15 protein-coding genes are annotated in these 17,598 nt (G+C 71.9%); 12 read left to right on the top strand and 3 right to left on the bottom strand.

Going from position 1 to position 17,598, the window contains the following annotated elements:
* Positions 1-43 precede the first annotated feature (43 nt).
* The 8 genes from OF819_RS17850 to OF819_RS17815 all read left to right on the top strand — a co-directional run bounded on the left by OF819_RS17850 (position 44) and on the right by OF819_RS17815 (position 11,309).
* Positions 44-1,489, top strand: coding sequence for an aldehyde dehydrogenase family protein (locus tag OF819_RS17850; protein ID WP_267244566.1), 1,446 nt, complete (start codon positions 44-46; stop codon positions 1,487-1,489).
* 270 nt (positions 1,490-1,759) lie between these two features.
* Positions 1,760-3,727 carry an acyl-CoA dehydrogenase family protein gene (locus tag OF819_RS17845; RefSeq protein WP_267244565.1) on the top strand — a complete coding sequence of 656 codons (1,968 nt, stop codon included), beginning with the start codon at positions 1,760-1,762 and terminating at the stop codon, positions 3,725-3,727.
* A 112-nt stretch (positions 3,728-3,839) separates the two neighbouring features.
* Positions 3,840-5,132, top strand: coding sequence for a 1-deoxy-D-xylulose-5-phosphate reductoisomerase (gene dxr / locus OF819_RS17840; RefSeq protein WP_267244564.1), 1,293 nt, complete (start codon positions 3,840-3,842; stop codon positions 5,130-5,132).
* A complete protein-coding gene (locus OF819_RS17835) occupies positions 5,129-6,430 on the top strand; it encodes a M50 family metallopeptidase (protein ID WP_267244563.1) in 1,302 nt (433 codons plus the stop codon). Before dxr ends, OF819_RS17835 begins: the two co-directional genes overlap by 4 nt.
* A gap of 189 nt (positions 6,431-6,619) precedes the next feature.
* Positions 6,620-7,774: a flavodoxin-dependent (E)-4-hydroxy-3-methylbut-2-enyl-diphosphate synthase gene (ispG, locus tag OF819_RS17830; protein WP_267244562.1), complete on the top strand. Its 1,155-nt coding sequence runs from the start codon at positions 6,620-6,622 to the stop codon at positions 7,772-7,774.
* Between the two features lie 279 nt (positions 7,775-8,053).
* Positions 8,054-8,899: a GNAT family N-acetyltransferase gene (locus tag OF819_RS17825; protein WP_267244561.1), complete on the top strand. Its 846-nt coding sequence runs from the start codon at positions 8,054-8,056 to the stop codon at positions 8,897-8,899.
* A gap of 110 nt (positions 8,900-9,009) precedes the next feature.
* On the top strand, positions 9,010-9,549 hold the full coding sequence (locus tag OF819_RS17820) for a GNAT family N-acetyltransferase (protein ID WP_267244560.1): 540 nt from the start codon (positions 9,010-9,012) through the stop codon (positions 9,547-9,549).
* 65 nt (positions 9,550-9,614) lie between these two features.
* A complete protein-coding gene (locus tag OF819_RS17815; protein ID WP_267244559.1) occupies positions 9,615-11,309 on the top strand; it encodes a proline--tRNA ligase in 1,695 nt (564 codons plus the stop codon).
* A gap of 1,136 nt (positions 11,310-12,445) precedes the next feature.
* Here OF819_RS17815 and OF819_RS17810 read toward each other — a convergent pair.
* Genes OF819_RS17810 through OF819_RS17800 form a run of 3 tightly spaced genes read right to left on the bottom strand, consistent with a single transcriptional unit; the run spans position 12,446 to position 14,528 of the window.
* Positions 12,446-13,417 carry an aminoglycoside phosphotransferase family protein gene (locus OF819_RS17810; protein ID WP_267244558.1) on the bottom strand — a complete coding sequence of 324 codons (972 nt, stop codon included), beginning with the start codon at positions 13,415-13,417 and terminating at the stop codon, positions 12,446-12,448.
* Positions 13,418-13,434: 17 nt separating this feature from the next.
* Entirely contained in the window at positions 13,435-13,878 is a 444-nt protein-coding gene (locus OF819_RS17805) for a DUF4439 domain-containing protein (protein WP_267244557.1), read from the bottom strand.
* Positions 13,875-14,528, bottom strand: a complete 654-nt coding sequence (locus tag OF819_RS17800; RefSeq protein WP_267244556.1) for a hypothetical protein — start codon at positions 14,526-14,528, stop codon at positions 13,875-13,877. The genes OF819_RS17805 and OF819_RS17800 overlap by 4 nt, the downstream gene beginning before the upstream one ends.
* A gap of 148 nt (positions 14,529-14,676) precedes the next feature.
* On the opposite strand from OF819_RS17800, the gene rimP reads away from it, so the two are divergent.
* From rimP to OF819_RS17780, 4 genes are all read left to right on the top strand, one after another.
* Complete coding sequence (gene rimP / locus OF819_RS17795) at positions 14,677-15,174, top strand: ribosome maturation factor RimP (protein ID WP_267244555.1); 498 nt, start codon at positions 14,677-14,679, stop codon at positions 15,172-15,174.
* Positions 15,175-15,176: 2 nt separating this feature from the next.
* A complete protein-coding gene (gene nusA / locus OF819_RS17790) occupies positions 15,177-16,229 on the top strand; it encodes a transcription termination factor NusA (RefSeq protein ID WP_267244554.1) in 1,053 nt (350 codons plus the stop codon).
* Between the two features lie 162 nt (positions 16,230-16,391).
* Entirely contained in the window at positions 16,392-16,670 is a 279-nt protein-coding gene (locus OF819_RS17785) for a YlxR family protein (protein WP_267244553.1), read from the top strand.
* Positions 16,671-16,877: 207 nt separating this feature from the next.
* Positions 16,878-17,598: translation initiation factor IF-2 N-terminal domain-containing protein (locus tag OF819_RS17780; protein WP_267244552.1), on the top strand; the 721-nt coding region annotated here is incomplete at its 3' end.

Raw genomic sequence — 17,598 nt, 5'->3', positions numbered from 1 at the left:
ACAGACAACCCCCCGCTACCTCCGGAAGGGCCGGGACCGCACAATGACTTCCACCCACGCCTTCTGGCTCGCCGGCCGCCAGGCCACCGGCGAGACCTCCTTTGACGTCACCTCCCCCTGGGACGGCCGGATCGTCGGCACGGTCTCCGTGCCCACCGACGCCCAGGTCGAGGAGGCGGTGGCCGCCGCCCACGCCGTACGGGACGAGTTCGCCGCCACCCCGGCCCATGTCCGCGCCGCCGCCCTCGACCATGTCTCGCGCCGTCTCGTCGAGCGCACCGAGGAGATCGCCCAGCTGATCTCCGCCGAGAACGGCAAGCCCGTCAAGTGGGCGCGCGGCGAGGTCGGCCGCGCCGTCTCCGTGTTCCGCTTCGCGGCCGAGGAGGCCCGCCGCTTCAACGGCGGCGAGGCCCAGCGCCTGGACACCGACGCGGGCGGCCAGGGCCGTCTCGCCCTCACCCGCCGCTTCCCCAAGGGCGTCGTCCTCGGCATCGCGCCGTTCAACTTCCCGCTGAACCTGTGCGCCCACAAGATCGCCCCGGCGATCGCCGTCGGCGCGCCGATCATCCTCAAGCCCGCGCCCGCCACCCCGCTGTCCGGGCTGCTCCTCGGCGAACTGCTCGCCGAGACCGAGCTGCCCGCGGGCTCCTGGTCGGTCCTGCCGGTGGAGAACGACCGCATGCCCGCACTTGTGCAGGATGAGCGCCTCCCCGTCATCTCCTTCACCGGCTCCGACAAGGTCGGCTACGCGATCATGGACTCGGTGCCGCGCAAGCACTGCACCCTGGAGCTCGGCGGCAACGGCGCCGCCGTCGTCCTCGCCGACTTCGCACGCGACGAGGACCTGGACTGGGCGGCGAACCGCATCGCCACCTTCTCCAACTACCAGGGCGGTCAGTCCTGTATCTCCGTCCAGCGCGTCATCGCCGACGCCTCGCTGTACGAGCGGCTGGTGCCGAAGATCGTCGCGGCCGTCGAGAAGCAGGTCACCGGCGACCCGTCCGACCCGGCCACCGATGTCGGCCCGCTGGTGAGCGAGGACGCCGCCAAGCGGGTCGAGGCCTGGGTCGAGGAGGCGGTGCGGGCCGGCGCCAAGCTGCTCGCCGGCGGCAAGCGCGACGGCGCGTCCTATGCCCCGACCGTGCTGGCCGAGGTGCCGTCCGATGTCACCCTCGCCTGCGAGGAGGTCTTCGGCCCGGTGCTCACCGTCCAGCGGGCCGACGGCGAGGAGGCCGCGTTCGCCGCGGTCAACGACTCCAAGTACGGCCTGCAGGCGGGCGTGTTCACCCACGATGTGCAGACCGCCTTCCGCGCCCACCGCGCTCTGGAGGTCGGCGGCGTCATCGTCGGCGATGTGCCCTCCTACCGCGCGGACCAGATGCCGTACGGCGGCGTCAAGCAGTCCGGCGTCGGCCGTGAGGGCGTGCGCTTCGCGATGGACGACTACACCTACGAGCGGGTGCTCGTGCTGACCGGTCTGGCGCTGTAAGCCCGCCGGTCCCCGAAAAGACCCACGGCCTGAGCCCACTGTGCGGGGGCTCAGGCCGTGCTCGCACATCCCTCCGTACAACCCCCTCCGTACAACCCGCTCTGTGCACCCCCGTACACCCCCGTACACCTCCCCGCACCTTCGCGCGCCCTCATCCGGCCGCACGCGGCAAGCGGCGTACGCGCACTGGTGGACCCGCCGGAATTTGGGTACTACGAACGAGTAGCACCGGCTGGTAAGTCCACTCCGACTCGCGGCGAGGTGAACCTCATGTCCGCACCACTCGACAGGCTCGAAAGGCCCGACAGGCCCGACAGGTCGCAGCCCGACGCGGCTCCCAAGGTCAGCGAACGCGAAGCGCGCCAGGTCGCCGAGGCCGCCCGCGAGCAGGGCTGGCGCAAACCCAGCTTCGCCAAGGAGCTGTTCCTGGGCCGCTTCCGGCTGGACCTGATCCACCCTCACCCGCTGCCCGCGGACGAGGACGTCCAGCGCGGCGAGGAGTTCCTCGCCAAGCTGCGCGACTTCTGCGAGACGAAGATCGACGGCGCGCTGATCGAACGCGAGGCCCGCATCCCCGACGCGGTGATCGACGGGCTCAAGGAACTCGGCGCGCTCGGCATGAAGATCGACACCAAGTACGGCGGGCTCGGCCTCACCCAGGTGTACTACAACAAGGCGCTCGCGCTCGTCGGTTCCGCGAACCCGGCCGTCGGCGCGCTGCTGTCCGCACATCAGTCGATCGGCGTACCGCAGCCGCTGAAACTGTTCGGCACCCAGGAGCAGCGGGACGCGTTCCTGCCGCGCTGCGCCCGCACCGACATCTCCGCCTTCCTGCTCACCGAACCCGACGTCGGCTCCGACCCGGCGCGGATGGCCGCCACGGCCGTGCCCGACGGGGACGACTACATCCTCGACGGCGTCAAACTCTGGACCACCAACGGCGTCGTCGCCGATCTGCTCGTCGTCATGGCCCGGGTGCCGAAGTCCGAGGGCCACAAGGGCGGCATCACCGCCTTCGTGGTGGAGGCCGGGAGCGAGGGCATCACCGTCGAGAACCGCAACGCCTTCATGGGCCTGCGCGGCATCGAAAACGGCGTCACCCGCTTCCACCGGGTGCGCGTCCCCGCCGCCAACCGCATCGGCCCCGAGGGCGCCGGCCTCAAGATCGCCCTGACCACGCTCAACACCGGCCGGCTCTCCCTGCCCGCCATGTGCGTCGGCGCGGGCAAGTGGTGTCTGAAGATCGCCCGCGAGTGGTCGGCGGTCCGCGAACAGTGGGGCAAGCCCGTCGCCAAACACGAGGCCGTCGGCTCCAAGATCTCCTTCATCGCGGCCACCACCTTCGCCCTGGAGGCGGTCCTCGACCTCTCCTCCCAGATGGCCGACGAAGACCGCAACGACATCCGCATCGAGGCCGCGCTGGCCAAGCTGTACGGCTCCGAGATGGCCTGGCTGATGGCGGACGAGCTGGTCCAGATCCGCGGCGGCCGGGGCTTCGAGACCGCCGAGTCCCTGGCGGCGCGCGGGGAGAAGGCCGTGCCCGCCGAGCAGATGCTGCGCGATCTGCGCATCAACCGGATCTTCGAGGGCTCGACGGAGATCATGCATCTGCTGATCGCCCGCGAGGCCGTCGACGCCCACCTCGCGGTCGCCGGAGACATCATCGACCCGGACAAGCCGATGTCGGCCAAGGCCAAGGCGGGGGCAAACGCCGCCGTCTTCTACGCCCGCTGGCTCCCCAAGCTGGTCGCGGGCCGGGGCCAGCTCCCGCGCGCCTACGCCGAGTTCGGCGCGCTCGCCCCCCATCTGCGCTATGTCGAACGCGGCGCGCGCCGGCTCGCCCGCGCCACCTTCCTCGGCATGTCCCGCTGGCAGGGCCGCATGGAGACCAAACAGGGCTTCCTCGGCCGGGTCGTGGACATCGGCGCGGAGCTGTTCGCGATGAGCGCCGCCTGCGTACGCGCCGAGCTGCTGCGCACCCAGGGCGACCACGGCCGCGCGGCGTACCAACTGGCCGACGCCTTCTGCCGGCAGGCCCGCATCCGCGTCGAGGAGCTCTTCGACCGGCTGTGGACCAACACCGACGAGCTGGACCGCAAGGTCGTCAGAAGCGTGCTGTCCGGGGACCACACCTGGCTCGAAGAGGGCGTCGTCGACCCCAGCGGCGAAGGCCCCTGGATCGCCGACGCCGCCCCCGGGCCCTCCCAGCGCGAGAACGTCCACCGTCCGATCCGCTGACCGCGGCGCGCCGGGGCCCGGCGACCGGACACCGTCAGGCACCACCCCCGGGAGTGGCGTTTCGCGGGGAGTGGTGTCCGGACGCACAGCGGATGCGGCAAGAATGGGGGGCATGAGCGACAGCCCAGCCCCTCTCGCAGACCCGCATACCGTCTTCGACACGACCGAAGGCCGCCGGTCCGTGGTCGTCCTCGGCTCCACCGGGTCCATCGGCACGCAGGCCATCGATCTGGTCCTGCGCAACCCCGACCGCTTCCGGGTGACCGCCCTGTCCGCCGCGGGCGGCCGGGTGGGGCTCCTCGCCGAGCAGGCACGGCGGCTGCGCGTCGACGCGGTCGCCGTGGCCGACGAGGGCGCGCTCCCCGCGCTGCGGGAGGCGCTGGCCGGGCAGTACGGCTCCGAACCGCAGCCCGAGATCCTCGCGGGGCCCGGCGCCGCCGCCGAGCTGGCCGCCTCGCCGTGCCACACGGTGCTCAACGGCATCACCGGCTCCATCGGCCTCGGCCCCACGCTGGCGGCCCTCGAAGCGGGCCGCACGCTCGCCCTGGCCAACAAGGAGTCGCTGATCGTGGGCGGCCCGCTGGTCAAGGCCGCCGCGAAGCCCGGGCAGATCATCCCCGTCGACTCCGAGCACGCCGCCCTCTTCCAGGCGCTCGCCGCAGGCGCCAGGGCCGACGTCCGCAAGCTCGTCGTCACCGCCTCCGGCGGGCCCTTCCGCGGCCGCAGCCGCGAGCAGCTGGCGCATGTCACCCCTGAGGACGCGCTCGCCCACCCCACCTGGGCGATGGGCCCGGTCATCACCGTCAACAGCGCGACGCTCGTCAACAAGGGGCTTGAGGTCATCGAGGCCCATCTGCTCTACGACATCCCCTTCGACCGCATCGAGGTCGTCGTCCACCCCCAGTCGTACGTTCACTCCATGGTGGAGTTCACCGACGGCTCCACCCTCGCCCAGGCCACCCCGCCCGATATGCGCGGGCCCATCGCCGTCGGCCTCGGCTGGCCCGGCCGAGTCCCCGACGCGGCCCCCGCCTTCGACTGGTCCACCGCCTCGACCTGGGAGTTCTTCCCGCTCGACGACGAGGCCTTCCCCTCCGTGGCGCTCGCCCGGCATGTCGGCGAGCTGGGCGGCACCGCCCCCGCCGTGTTCAACGCCGCGAACGAGGTGTGCGTGGAGGCGTTTCTGTCCGGACGGCTGCCGTTCAACGCCATCATGGATACGGTCACCGAGGTCGTCGCCGCGCACGGCTCTCCCGCACAGCACGCGCAGGGAACCTCCCTCACCGTGGCCGACGTCCTCGAAGCGGATGCCTGGGCGCGCGCCCGGGCCCGGGAGACAGCAGCCAAGTACAGCGGCGGCGCAGTAGGCGACGACGCGGCACAGCCGGCGGAGGCTCGCGCATGACGATTCTGTTGACGGTCCTCGGAATAGCGCTCTTCGCCGTGGGGCTGCTCTTCTCGATCGCGTGGCACGAGCTGGGCCATCTCTCCACCGCCAAGCTCTTCGGCATCCGCGTGCCGCAGTACATGGTCGGCTTTGGCCCCACCCTGTTCTCGCGCCGCAGGGGCGAGACCGAGTACGGCATCAAGGCCATCCCCATGGGCGGCTATATCCGGATGATCGGGATGTTCCCGCCCGGCGACGACGGCAAGCTGGAGGCCCGCTCCACCTCGCCCTGGCGCGGCATGATCGAGGACGCCCGCACCGCCGCCTACGAAGAGCTCCAGCCGGGCGACGAGAAGCGGCTGTTCTACACGCGCAAGCCGTGGAAGCGCGTGATCGTGATGTTCGCGGGCCCCTTCATGAATCTGGTGCTCGCCGTCGCGATCTTCATGGGCGTCGCGATGACCTTCGGCTTCGCCACCCAGACCACCGAGGTCGCGGGCGTGCAGAAGTGCGTCATCGCCCAGAGCGAGGAGCGCGACACCTGCGCCGCCGGCGACCCCGTCTCACCCGCCCACGCCGCCGGGCTCACGGAGGGCGACAAGATCGTCGCCTTCAACGGCGCCCCGGTCCACGACTGGGACACGCTCTCCAGCCGTATCCGCGACACCATCGGCCCCGCCACGATCACCGTGGAGCGTGACGGCCGGGAGCAGGTCCTCAAAGCCAGCCTCCTGGAGAACCTGGTCGCCAAGAAGGACGCCGACGGCGAAGTGGTCTCCGGGGAGTTCGTCAAGGCCGGCTATCTCGGGTTCGCCGCGAAGACCGAGATCCTGCCGCTGTCCTTCACCGAGTCCGTCGACCGCATGGGCGACATGATGGAGAACGGCGTCGAAGCGGTCGTCGCCATCCCGTCCAAGATCCCCGACCTGTGGAACGCCGCCTTCAACGACGGCGAGCGCAAGGACGACTCCCCGGTCGGCGTCGTCGGAGCCGCCCGGATCAGCGGCGAGGTGCTCAACCTCGACGTGCCAGCCCAGAACATCGTCGCCACCTTCCTGATGCTGCTGGCCGGCTTCAACCTCTCCCTCTTCCTGTTCAATATGCTTCCGCTGCTTCCGCTGGACGGCGGGCATATCGCGGGGGCGCTCTGGGAGTCCGTACGCCGCAATGTCGCCAGGGTCTTCCGGCGTCCCGACCCGGGCCCGTTCGACGTGGCCAAGCTGATGCCGGTCGCCTATGTCGTCGCCGGGATCTTCATCTGCTTCACACTGCTCGTGCTGGTCGCCGACATCGTCAACCCCGTCAAGATCAGCTGAGGAAACCGGTCAAGATCAGCTGAGGCTGCCCGCTCCGCGGCGGCCGGACACGCCCGGTGTCCGGCCGCCCGCCCTTTGGGCGAGTCTTTCCCCCGCGATGTGCCCGCTGTCAGCTGAGTGCCGTAATCTCAGAAGCCGGAGCCCGCGCCGATTCGGGACCTCGTTCCACACCTTGGGGTTGCACAGCAGATGACTGCGATTTCACTCGGTATGCCGTCCGTCCCGGCCAAGCTCGCCGACCGGCGGGTGAGCCGGCAGATCCAGGTCGGCTCGGTGGCCGTCGGAGGGGACGCGCCCGTCTCGGTGCAGTCGATGACCACCACCCGCACCTCCGACATCGGGGCGACCCTCCAGCAGATCGCGGAGCTGACCGCGTCCGGCTGCCAGATCGTACGGGTGGCCTGCCCCACCCAGGATGACGCGGACGCGCTGGCGACGATCGCCAAGAAGTCCCAGATCCCCGTCATCGCGGACATCCACTTCCAGCCCAAGTATGTGTTCGCCGCCATCGACGCGGGCTGCGCGGCGGTCCGGGTGAACCCGGGCAACATCAAGCAGTTCGACGACAAGGTCAAGGAGATCGCCAAGGCGGCGTCCGAGACCCGCACCCCCATCCGCATCGGCGTCAACGCCGGATCGCTGGACAAGCGGCTGCTGGAGAAGTACGGCAAGGCCACCCCCGAGGCGCTGGTGGAGTCCGCGCTGTGGGAGGCGAGCCTGTTTGAGGAGCACGGCTTCCGCGACATCAAGATCTCGGTCAAGCACAACGACCCGGTGGTGATGGTCAACGCCTACCGGCAGCTGGCCGCGCAGTGCGACTACCCGCTCCACCTCGGCGTCACCGAGGCCGGCCCGGCCTTCCAGGGCACCATCAAGTCGGCCGTCGCCTTCGGCGCGCTGCTGTCGGAGGGCATCGGCGACACCATCCGCGTCTCGCTGTCCGCCCCGCCCGCCGAGGAGGTCAAGGTCGGCATCCAGATCCTGGAGTCGCTGAATCTCCGCCAGCGCCGGCTGGAGATCGTCTCCTGCCCCTCCTGCGGACGCGCCCAAGTCGATGTCTACAAGCTCGCCGACCAGGTCACCGCCGGTCTGGAGGGCATGGAGGTGCCGCTGCGCGTCGCCGTCATGGGCTGCGTCGTCAACGGCCCAGGCGAGGCGCGCGAGGCCGACCTCGGCGTGGCGTCCGGCAACGGCAAGGGCCAGATCTTCGTCAAGGGCGAGGTCATCAAGACCGTCCCCGAGTCGAAGATCGTCGAGACGCTGATCGAAGAGGCGCTGAAGATCGCCGAGCAGATGGAGAAGGACGGCGTCGCCTCCGGCGAACCCCAGGTCTCCATCAGCTGACACCGCGGCTGACACTGCGGCTGACACCGCCGCGCGCGGCCCCGGACCGGGACCCCGGCCTGGTCATGGACAGGGTCCCGGTTCCCCGTGCATGAGGTGCTGCGGGCCATCTCCGGGTACAGTTCGACAGATCAGCAGACCTTGTGCCTCCGCCCACGAGGGGCTTCTCGCAAGCGACGCGACGGTCAAGCCCTGACCGGTGCCGAACTGGCACGCGGCGACGCCGACAGCGAGCAGGACGCTGTGCCGCCGCCCCGAAGGAGCGTTGGAGCCACCCTCGTGTTGACGCACACCACCACCCGGGTCCTCGACCCCAGCGACCTCGGGGCCGCGCTCGCCATCCTGGAGAGCGAGCCCGTAGAGAATGCTTTCGTCACCTCGCGCGTCCAGGTCGCCGGACTCGACCCCTGGCGTCTCGGCGGGGAGATGTGGGGCTGGTACGCGGAAGGGCGGCTGCGCTCCCTCTGCTACTCCGGCGCCAATCTCGTGCCCATCTGCGCCACCCCGGACGCGGTGCGCGCCTTCGCCGACCGCGCCCGCAGAACAGGCCGCCGCTGCTCGTCCATCGTCGGCCCCGCAGAGCCCACCGCCCAGCTGTGGCGGCTGCTCGAATCCAGCTGGGGCCCCGCCCGTGACGTACGGCCCCATCAGCCCCTGATGGTCGCGGACCAGCTCCCCGCGGACGTCCGGCCCGACCCCCGCGTCCGCCGCATCCGCAAGGACGAACTCGACGTGATCATGCCGGCGTGCGTGGCGATGTTCACCGAAGAGGTCGGCGTCTCGCCGCTCGCCGGCGACGGCGGACTGCTCTATCAGGCGCGGGTCGCGGAAATCGTCGGCGCGGGCCGGTGCTTCGCCCGCATCGACGACGGCAAAGTGATCTTCAAGGCGGAGATCGGTGCGGCCACCGACCAGGCCTGCCAGATCCAAGGAGTCTGGGTCGACCCCGAATACCGCGGCCGAGGGCTCTCCGAAACAGGGATGGCCGCGGTGCTCCGCTACGCCCTCGCTGATGTCGCCCCGGTGGTCAGCCTGTATGTCAACGACTACAACACCGCGGCCAGGGCCGCATACCGGCGCGTCGGCTTCCGGGAGGTCGGAGCCTTTATGAGCGTGCTGTTCTGAGCGGCTGATGAGCCGACTGTTCCGGGCCTGCTGTTCCGGGCCTGCTGTTCCGGGCGGGCCGTTCTGGGCGCGCCGTTCTGGGCTTCGGCGGCGCGAAGTAGGGTTCCCGCATGGCAGATGTAGTGATCGGACCGCTCGAACTGGCCGCCCGGGTCGACGAGGCCCTCGCGGTCCAAGCCCTCGCCTTCGGCCTGAGCGAGGAAGAGATCGAGGTGCGCCGCTACATCGTGCTGCGGCATCTGCTCAGCCCCGGCGCCCGCGCGCTGGGCGCGACCACCGAGACGGGACGGCTCGTCGGCTTCGTCTACGGCATGCCCAACGACCGCACCCACTGGTGGTCGACCGTCGTCGAACCCTATCTGCGCGCCTCCGGCACGGACGACTGGCTCGACGACTCCTTCGTGATCACCGAGCTCCATGTGCACCCCGACTTCCAGGGGCGGGGCATCGGCCGCTCGCTGATCACCTCCCTCACCGACGACGCCGACCAGCCGCGCTCCATCCTGTCCGCCATCGACGTCGAAAGCCCCGCCCGCGCGCTCTACCGCAGCCTCGGCTACACCGACCTCGCCCGCCAGGTGCTGTTCCCCAGCGCGCCCAGCCCCTACGCGGTGATGGGCGCGCCGCTGCCCCTGCGGCGCGGGAACTGATTTCCGCCCGGCGGCGTGCCCCGGCTAACCTCCTGTACTCCACACCTTCCGAGCAGGAGTTCACCATGTCCCAGGTCCAGCGCATGTCCCGTCTGATGGTCAAGACACTGCGCGACGACCCGGCGGACGCCGAGACCCTCAACCACAAGCTGCTGGTCCGCGCGGGCTACGTCCGCCGGACCTCCGCGGGCGTCTGGTCCTGGCTGCCGCTCGGCAAGAAGGTCCTGGAGAACATCACGCGCGTCGTACGCGAGGAGATGGACGCCATCGGCGCGCAGGAGGTGCTGCTGCCCGCACTGCTGCCGAAGGAGCCGTACGAGGCGAGCGGCCGCTACGACGAGTACGGCGACCTGCTGTTCCGCCTGAAGGACCGCAAGGGCGCGGACTACCTCCTCGGCCCCACGCACGAGGAGATCTTCACCCAGACCGTGAAGGACCAGTGCACGTCCTACAAGGACCTGCCGGTGATCCTCTACCAGATCCAGACCAAGTACCGGGACGAGGCGCGGCCCCGTGCCGGTGTGCTGCGCGGCCGCGAGTTCCAGATGAAGGACTCCTACTCCTTCGACACGACCGACGAGGGGCTGGCCGAGTCCTACGCGCTGCACCGCGCCGCCTACCAGCGGATCTTCGAGCGACTCGGCCTCGACTACCGCATCGTCTCCGCGGTGGCGGGCGCGATGGGCGGCTCCAAGTCGGAGGAGTTCCTCGCGCCCGCGCCCGCGGGCGAGGACACCTTCGTCGACTGCCCCGCCTGTGACTACGCGGCCAACACCGAGGCCGTCACCTTCGCCCTGAAGCCGGTGACCGGCGAGGGGCACGGGCCGGCCGAGGAGCTGGACACCCCCGACACGCCGACCATCGAGTCCCTCGCCGAGCACCTGGGCGTGCCGGCCTCGGCCACCCTGAAGAACCTGCTCGTCAAGGTCGACGGCGAGATCGTCGCGGTCGGCGTGCCCGGCGACCGCGAGGTCGACCTCGGCAAGCTGGGCGAGCACCTCGCCCCGGCGGAGGTCGAGCTGGTCACCGCGGACGACTTCGCGGACCGTCCGGACCTGGTCCGCGGCTATGTCGGCCCGCAGGGCCTGGAGAAGGTCCGCTATATCGCCGACCCGCGGGTGGCCCCCGGCACCGCGTGGATCACCGGCGCCAACAAGCCCGACACCCATGCGAAGAACGTCGTATGCGGGCGGGACTTCGACGTCGACGACTACCTCGACGTGGTCGTCGTCGAGGAGGGCGACCCGTGCCCCGCGTGCGGGGCCGGCCTGAAGCTGGACCGGGCGATCGAGATCGGCCATATCTTCCAGCTGGGCCGCAAGTACGCGGACTCCTTCCAGCTCGACGTCCTGGGACAGAACGGCAAGCCCGTGCGTGTGACGATGGGCTCCTACGGCATCGGCGTCTCCCGCGCGGTGGCCGCGCTCGCCGAGCAGTCCGCCGACGACAAGGGCCTGTGCTGGCCGCGGGAGATCGCCCCCGCGGACGTCCACATCGTCGCCGCCGGCAAGGCGCTCCAGACCGAGCTGGCCCTTCAGGCAGCCGACCGCCTGGCCGGGGCGGGGCTGCGGGTGCTGGTGGACGAGCGCGCGGGCGTCTCCCCTGGCGTGAAGTTCACCGACGCGGAACTCATCGGCGTCCCGCACATCCTCGTCGCGGGCCGCCGCGCGGCGGAGGGCGTCCTCGAACTGAAGGACCGCCGGACGGGCGAGCGCGTAGAACTCCCCCTCGACGAGGCGGTGGCGCGGCTCACGGTGTGACGGGGGGGCCGCGGGGAGCCTCCGGGCTGCGGCCGCCCACACGTGCGGGTCACCCATGGCCCGGGCAGGTGCCCTTCCCGTCCCTCGCCGGGTGCGGGTGGGTGGGGTGGGGGTCCGGCACTCCGCCGGGCGCGGGGCTGGGGTGCCCCGAGGCACAGCCGCCCATCCGTGCGGGTTACCCGCGGCCCGGGCCGGTACCTCTCCCGGCCACCCTCCCCCTACGCCCTGGGGGCGTGGGGGGACCCCCACGTTTCCAGCACCCCACAAGGTGCGGGCCGGGGTGCCCTGGGGTCATGGCTGCCCTTCCGTGCGGGTCGCCCGCGGCCCGGGCCGGTGCTTGTCCCTCCCGTCCTCCCCCTTCGCCCTGGGGGCGTGGGGGGCCCCACGTTTCCAGTGCTCCGCCGGGTGCGGGCGGGTAGGTGGGTGGGGGGTCCGGCACTCCGCCGGGTGCGGGGCGGGGTGCCCCGGGGTTGCGGCTTCCCGCCCGTGCGGGCCGCCCGTGGCCCGGGCGGGTGCTTGTCCCTCCCGCTTTCCCCCTTCGCCCTGGGGGGTGGGGGGACCCCCACGTTTCCAGCACCTCGTCGGGTGCGGCGGGTGGGTGGGGGGGCCGGCACCCCGTCAGGCGCGGGTGAGGGGGGACTCGCATCCTGTCGGGTGCGGGGACGCCGGGGCAGTCGGCCCGTCTGGGGCGGAGGGGCCGTGCAGGGTCGCCCCCGCAGAGGACCGGCGGCAAGACCGGGGTGACCCTGACAAGGGCGGTCACGCCGCCGGCCTTGAGGAGGTGAGCCCGGAGGGGCCCCGACTGCCCGAGGTTCGGCAAGGCCCCGCACCCCAAGGAACCCAAGGGACAGGCAACCCGCACCCGGCGAGGGCCCGAAAAGCCCGTGCCCAACGGAGACGGGCGCAGCCGGGGAACCCCAGCGGCGCGCAGCGCCGCCAGGGGGTGTAAGGGGGCGAAGCCCCTACACCTAGAAAGGGCGGGTGGGTGGGGGAAGGGCCCGCACCCGCGGAGAGGGGCCCGCCCGGGAAACCCGCACGGCGCGCAGCGCCGCCGGGGTGTGGGGGCGAAGCCCCTGCACCAACAAGGGCGGGTGGGTGGGAAAGGGACCCGCACCCGCGGACACCGGCTCCGCCCCCTACAACCACGACGCGAACTCCAGCGCCAGCTCCGCGTCCCTCCTTCGCCCCGCCCCCAGCGCCCGCGCGGCCGACGCGACCGCCCGGAAAAGGGTCCAGCCCCGCAGCCGGTCGCGGTCGACGTCCAGGGAGTCGGCCAGGCGGTTCACCCGCCGCCGCGCCCCCGCCGCGCCCGCCGTCGAGGCGATCAGGTCCTCGGCCCGGTCGCGGGCCAGCCGGGCCAGGTCGTAGGCGCGTTCGCCGACGACGGGAGCGGGCCCGACGGCCAGCCACGGCGTACGGTCACCCGCCAGCACCTTGCTCTGCCGGAAGTCGCCGTGCAGCAGCACCGCCTCGACCGCGCGGCCGGCACCCACGCCCGTACCCGCACCCGCGCCGTCGGCGTCCGCACCCGCGACGAGTTCCGCCCGCGCGGCGAGCGCGCTCTCCACCAGCGGGCCGAACGATGCGTCCGCCCGATGGCGGACCATCGCCGCCGCATGCCGTTCCGTGCGCTCCGCCACCGTCTCGAACCCGTGCCCCGCGGGCGGCTCGACCCACAGCCGCCGCACGGTGCCCGCCGCCTCCAGCAGCGCCTTCGCCTCCGGCAGCGACCGCAGCGAGACCTCGGGGTGCAGCCGCTCCAGCAGCAGGGCGCCCCCGTCCGGTTCGCCCCCGTCCGCTTCGTCCATGGACGACAGCAGTCGTACCGCGCCCCAGCCGTCCCAGTGCTCCAGCGCAGCCCGCTCCGCAGCGGGCGCGGCGAAGGGCGGAACCACCTTCAGCGCCGCGGGCGCGCCGTCCGGAGTGTGCACGAGCAGCACCAGGCTGCTCCGTCCGCCGGGGGCGAGGACCCGCTCGACGTCCAGCTGCCACCGGTCCACCGCCGCCTGCGCGGCCTTGGGGAGCCGTGCGAGCCACTCGCCCGCCGCCGCCTCCCCGTAGTTCTCGGCGAGTGCCCGGACGAGCCGCTGCGGCGGTTCGAAAGCCATGCGTATGTCGTTCCCTTTCAGCGCTGAGGATTCGGGGTCCGCTCGGCGAGCCCCGGAAAGGCTACGCCGCTGCCCCGCCACCGCACCGCGCGGACCGCCGCCTCCCGCAGCGCCCGGGCCGCCTCCGTGCGCAGCGGGCCCTCGGCGGCCCGTACCAGGTCGGAGTAGACGCCGGCCACCCGGTCCTCCAGCGCAGCGGCCAGCCGCTCGGCCGCCGCCGCGTCCGGCACCGGGAAGGGCAGGGCGTACGCGGGCGCCGCGGCGTCGGGCGTGCCGCCCAGGTCGCGCGCCGTGCGGGCGAGCGAGTCCCGCCGTGCCCGGTGCGCCGCGTACGCGGTCCGCGCCTCGGCCGCGCGGTCCTCGCCGACGCGGCCGCCGACGACCCCGTACCCGTACACCGCCGCGTGCTCCGCGCCCAACGCCGCCTGCACGGCTTGAAGGGCTCTGTCCGCCGGGCTCACCGCGCCCCCTCGGCCGGTGGGTGCGTGAGCAGGTACGCGTGCGCCGCCCCCGCCGCCGCGACGGACGCGAGCAGCCGCGCCAGCTCCGGTTCGGCGTCCACGAGGGCTGCGGCGAAGGCGTCGGAGGTACGCCGTTCGGCCGCGGCCAGCTCCTTCAGCGCCGTGCCGGGATCGGCCGACACACCGACCCCCGGGGCCGATGCCGCCGCGCCGGGCGACGGAGACGCCGTTCCGGAGGGCACCCCCGATGCCGCCATTCCGGACGGCTCCCCGGAAGGCACCCCCGAGGCTGCCCCGGACGGCCCCTCAGACGGCACCCCGGAGGACGGTGTCCCGGACGCCCTGACACCCCCCGGCAGCAGCGCCTTCTCATGCTCCGCCACCGCCTCCCGCAGCGCCCCCAGCCGCTCCGCCAGCCGTGGATGGCGTGCGATCACAGCGTCATACCGCTCCCGCAGCACCGTGCTGTGCGCCACGAGCAGCCGTCGCCGGGCCTCCTCGACGCGGACCTCTTCCATCCCGGCCGGCAGGGCCTCCGGCTCCCGGGCCGGAGAGGAACAGCCGGCCGCCACGGCCGTCGCGGCCGCCGCGCCCACCGCCAGGACACGCCTGCGCGTCGCCCCCGCGCGCCCCTCGCCTGTGCGCCCCACGCATGCTCCTCGCCCTTGATCATCACCGCCCCGCGAGCGTACCCGTGGGTACGGCGGAGGTGGACGGCAACACCCCCTGGGACCGGATACCCTTTGACCTGACACGCGACGATCCCACAACAGCACACGCGGCCGAGGAGTCACCCGGATGAGCACCACCCAGAGCGAAAGGCTGCGCGGGCTGCTGGAACCGCTCGTCAGCGCCGCCGACCTGGAGCTGGAAGAGATCGAGATCTCCCGGGCAGGCAGGCGCCGCATGCTGCGGATCATCGTGGACTCCGACCAGGGCGTCGAGCTGGACGCCTGCGCGGAGCTGAGCCGCACCATCTCCCAGAAGCTGGACGAGACGGACGCGATGGGCGAGGGCGAGTACGTCCTCGAAGTCAGCTCCCCCGGCGCGGACCGCCCGCTGACCCAGCACCGCCACTACGTACGCGCTGTCGGCCGGCTGGTGAAATTCCAGCTGAAGGAAGGCGGAGAGCTCACGGCTCGCATTCTCACCGTGGACGACGACGGCCTCGATCTGGAGGTGCCGGGCGTCAAGGGGCGCAAGCCCACTGCCCGCCGGGTCGAATTCGCCGATGTCGCCAAGGCGCGCGTGGAGATCGAATTCAGCCGCAAGAACACGAAGGAAGAGGAGGCGTAGCCGTGGATATCGACGTGAAGCTCCTGAAGGGCTTGGCACAGGAGAAGGAGATCGCCTTCGACCTGCTGGTCGAGGCCATCGAGTCGGCCCTCCTCATCGCCTATCACCGCACCGAGGGCAGCCGCCGCCACGCACGCGTGGTGCTCGACCGCGACACCGGCCATGTCACGGTGTGGGCGAAGGAGGACCCGGCGGACCTCGAAGAGGGGCAGGAGCCCAAGGAGTTCGACGACACTCCGACTGACTTCGGCCGGATCGCAGCCACCACCGCCCGGCAGGTGATCCAGCAGCGGCTGCGCGACGCCGAGAACGACGTCACCTTCGGCGAGTACGCCCGCCGTGAGGGCGATGTGGTCGCCGGCCAGGTGCAGCAGGGCAAGGACCCCAAGAACGTCCTCGTCAAGCTGGACGACAAGCTGGAGGCCATCCTTCCGGTGCAGGAGCAGGTGCCCGGCGAGGAGTACACGCACGGTCTGCGGCTGCGCACCTACGTCGTCCGGGTGGCCAAGGGCGTGCGCGGCCCGTCCGTCACGCTGTCCCGCACGCACCCCAATCTGGTGAAGAAGCTCTTCGCCCTGGAGGTGCCGGAGATCGCGGACGGCTCGGTGGAGATCGCGGCGATCGCCCGTGAGGCCGGTCACCGCACCAAGATCGCTGTCCGTTCGACACGCAGTGGCCTGAATGCGAAGGGTGCCTGCATCGGCCCGATGGGCGGCCGGGTGCGCAATGTGATGGGCGAGCTGCACGGCGAGAAGATCGACATCGTGGACTGGTCGGATGACCCGGCCGAGATGGTGGCCAATGCGCTCTCCCCGGCGCGGGTCTCCAAGGTGGAGATCGTGGATCTGGCCGCCCGCTCCGCGCGGGTGACCGTCCCCGACTACCAGCTCTCCCTGGCGATCGGCAAGGAAGGTCAGAACGCCAGGCTGGCCGCCCGGCTGACCGGCTGGCGCATTGACATCCGCCCCGACACCCCGGCGGGACTGGCTGGTCAGACCGGCCCCGGCGGCGAGCAGTCGGCAGAGCAGACCTCGGAGGACTCCCGCCGGATCTGAGGTCTGATGGCCGGCGCGGCATGAAGGCGTCGGCCGCCTCGGGAATACTCGCCCGCCGTGATCACGTTGTGGCTCGGCGGGATCACAGTGATCTTTTGAGCCATCAGCTGTTCGATTTTTGCCCCAAAGGGGTGAGGTCGGTGCGGGGAGGTAGACTTAACCGTGTCTGGCCGGACGCATGCCCGCGCATGCCCTGAGCGCACGTGTGTGGGGTGCCGGGAGCGAGCGGCCAAGGGCGATCTGCTGCGGATCGTGGCGATCGAGGACGCCTGCGTCCCCGATCATCGCGGTACGCTGCCCGGCCGGGGCGCTTATGTGCATCCCGCTTTGGCCTGTCTCGATATGGCGGTCCGCCGCCGGGCGTTTCCACGGGCTCTCAGGCACCGGGGACCGCTCGACACCGCGGAGGTGCGCCTTGCCCTTGAGGCAAAGCAGGCTTGAGGCTGGCGTAAAGCAGGCGTGAAGCAGGCTTGAGGCAGCGCCGTGAAGAAGAAAGAAAGAAAGAAGTACGGCACGGAACCCCGTGCGGTCAGGTACCTCGCGAGTCGGAAGTAGGTCGAGATTGCGATGAGCACTCGATGAGTACGCGATGAGTACGCCCATGAAGTAGCGACGGTCCGGCGGTAACCCGGACCTAAAAGGAGCGAAGTGGCTAAGGTCCGGGTATACGAACTCGCCAAGGAGTTCGGTGTAGAGAGCAAAGTCGTCATGGCTAAGCTCCAGGAACTCGGTGAATTCGTCCGTTCGGCGTCCTCGACGATCGAGGCACCCGTAGTACGTAAGCTGACCGATGCGCTGCAGGGGCCCGGCGGAACCGCCGGCAAGCCCGCTGCCAAGCCCGGCGCGCCCCGTAAGGCCGCGCCTGCCAAGCCGACCGCGCCGTCCCCGGCACAGTCGGCCCGTCCTGCTGCCCCGAAGCCCGGCGCACCGGCCCCGAAGCCGGCCGCACGCCCCGAGGCTCCGGCGAGCAGCACCCCCTCCCAGGCCCCGGCTCCGGGTCCGCGGCCCGCGCCCGGCCCCAAGCCGGTGCCGGCCAAGCCCGCCCCGGCGCCCGCGGCGGAGTTCTCGTCCCCCGCGGCCCCGGCCCCCGCGCCCCAGGCGCCGCGTCCTGCCGGCGGTCCTCAGGGAGCCGCCCCCGGCCCGCGTCCCGGCGCGCGCCCCGGTCCGTCCGGCGGTCAGCAGGGCGGCGGACGCGGCGCTGCACGCCCCGGCCCGTCCGGCGGTCAGGGCGCTCCGCGTCCCGGCGGCCGTCCGGCCGGTCCGCGTCCCGGCAACAACCCCTTCACCTCGGGCGGCTCCACCGGCATGGCCCGTCCGCAGTCGCCCCGCTCGGCAGGCGGCCCCGGCGGCGGCCGTCCGGGCGGCGGTC

It is taken from the genome of Streptomyces sp. PR69 (genome assembly GCF_026420845.1).
GTDB lineage: Bacteria > Actinomycetota > Actinomycetes > Streptomycetales > Streptomycetaceae > Streptomyces.
The sequence above is the reverse complement of the archived record's forward strand: the minus strand, read 5'-3'. Positions and strand labels throughout refer to the sequence as shown.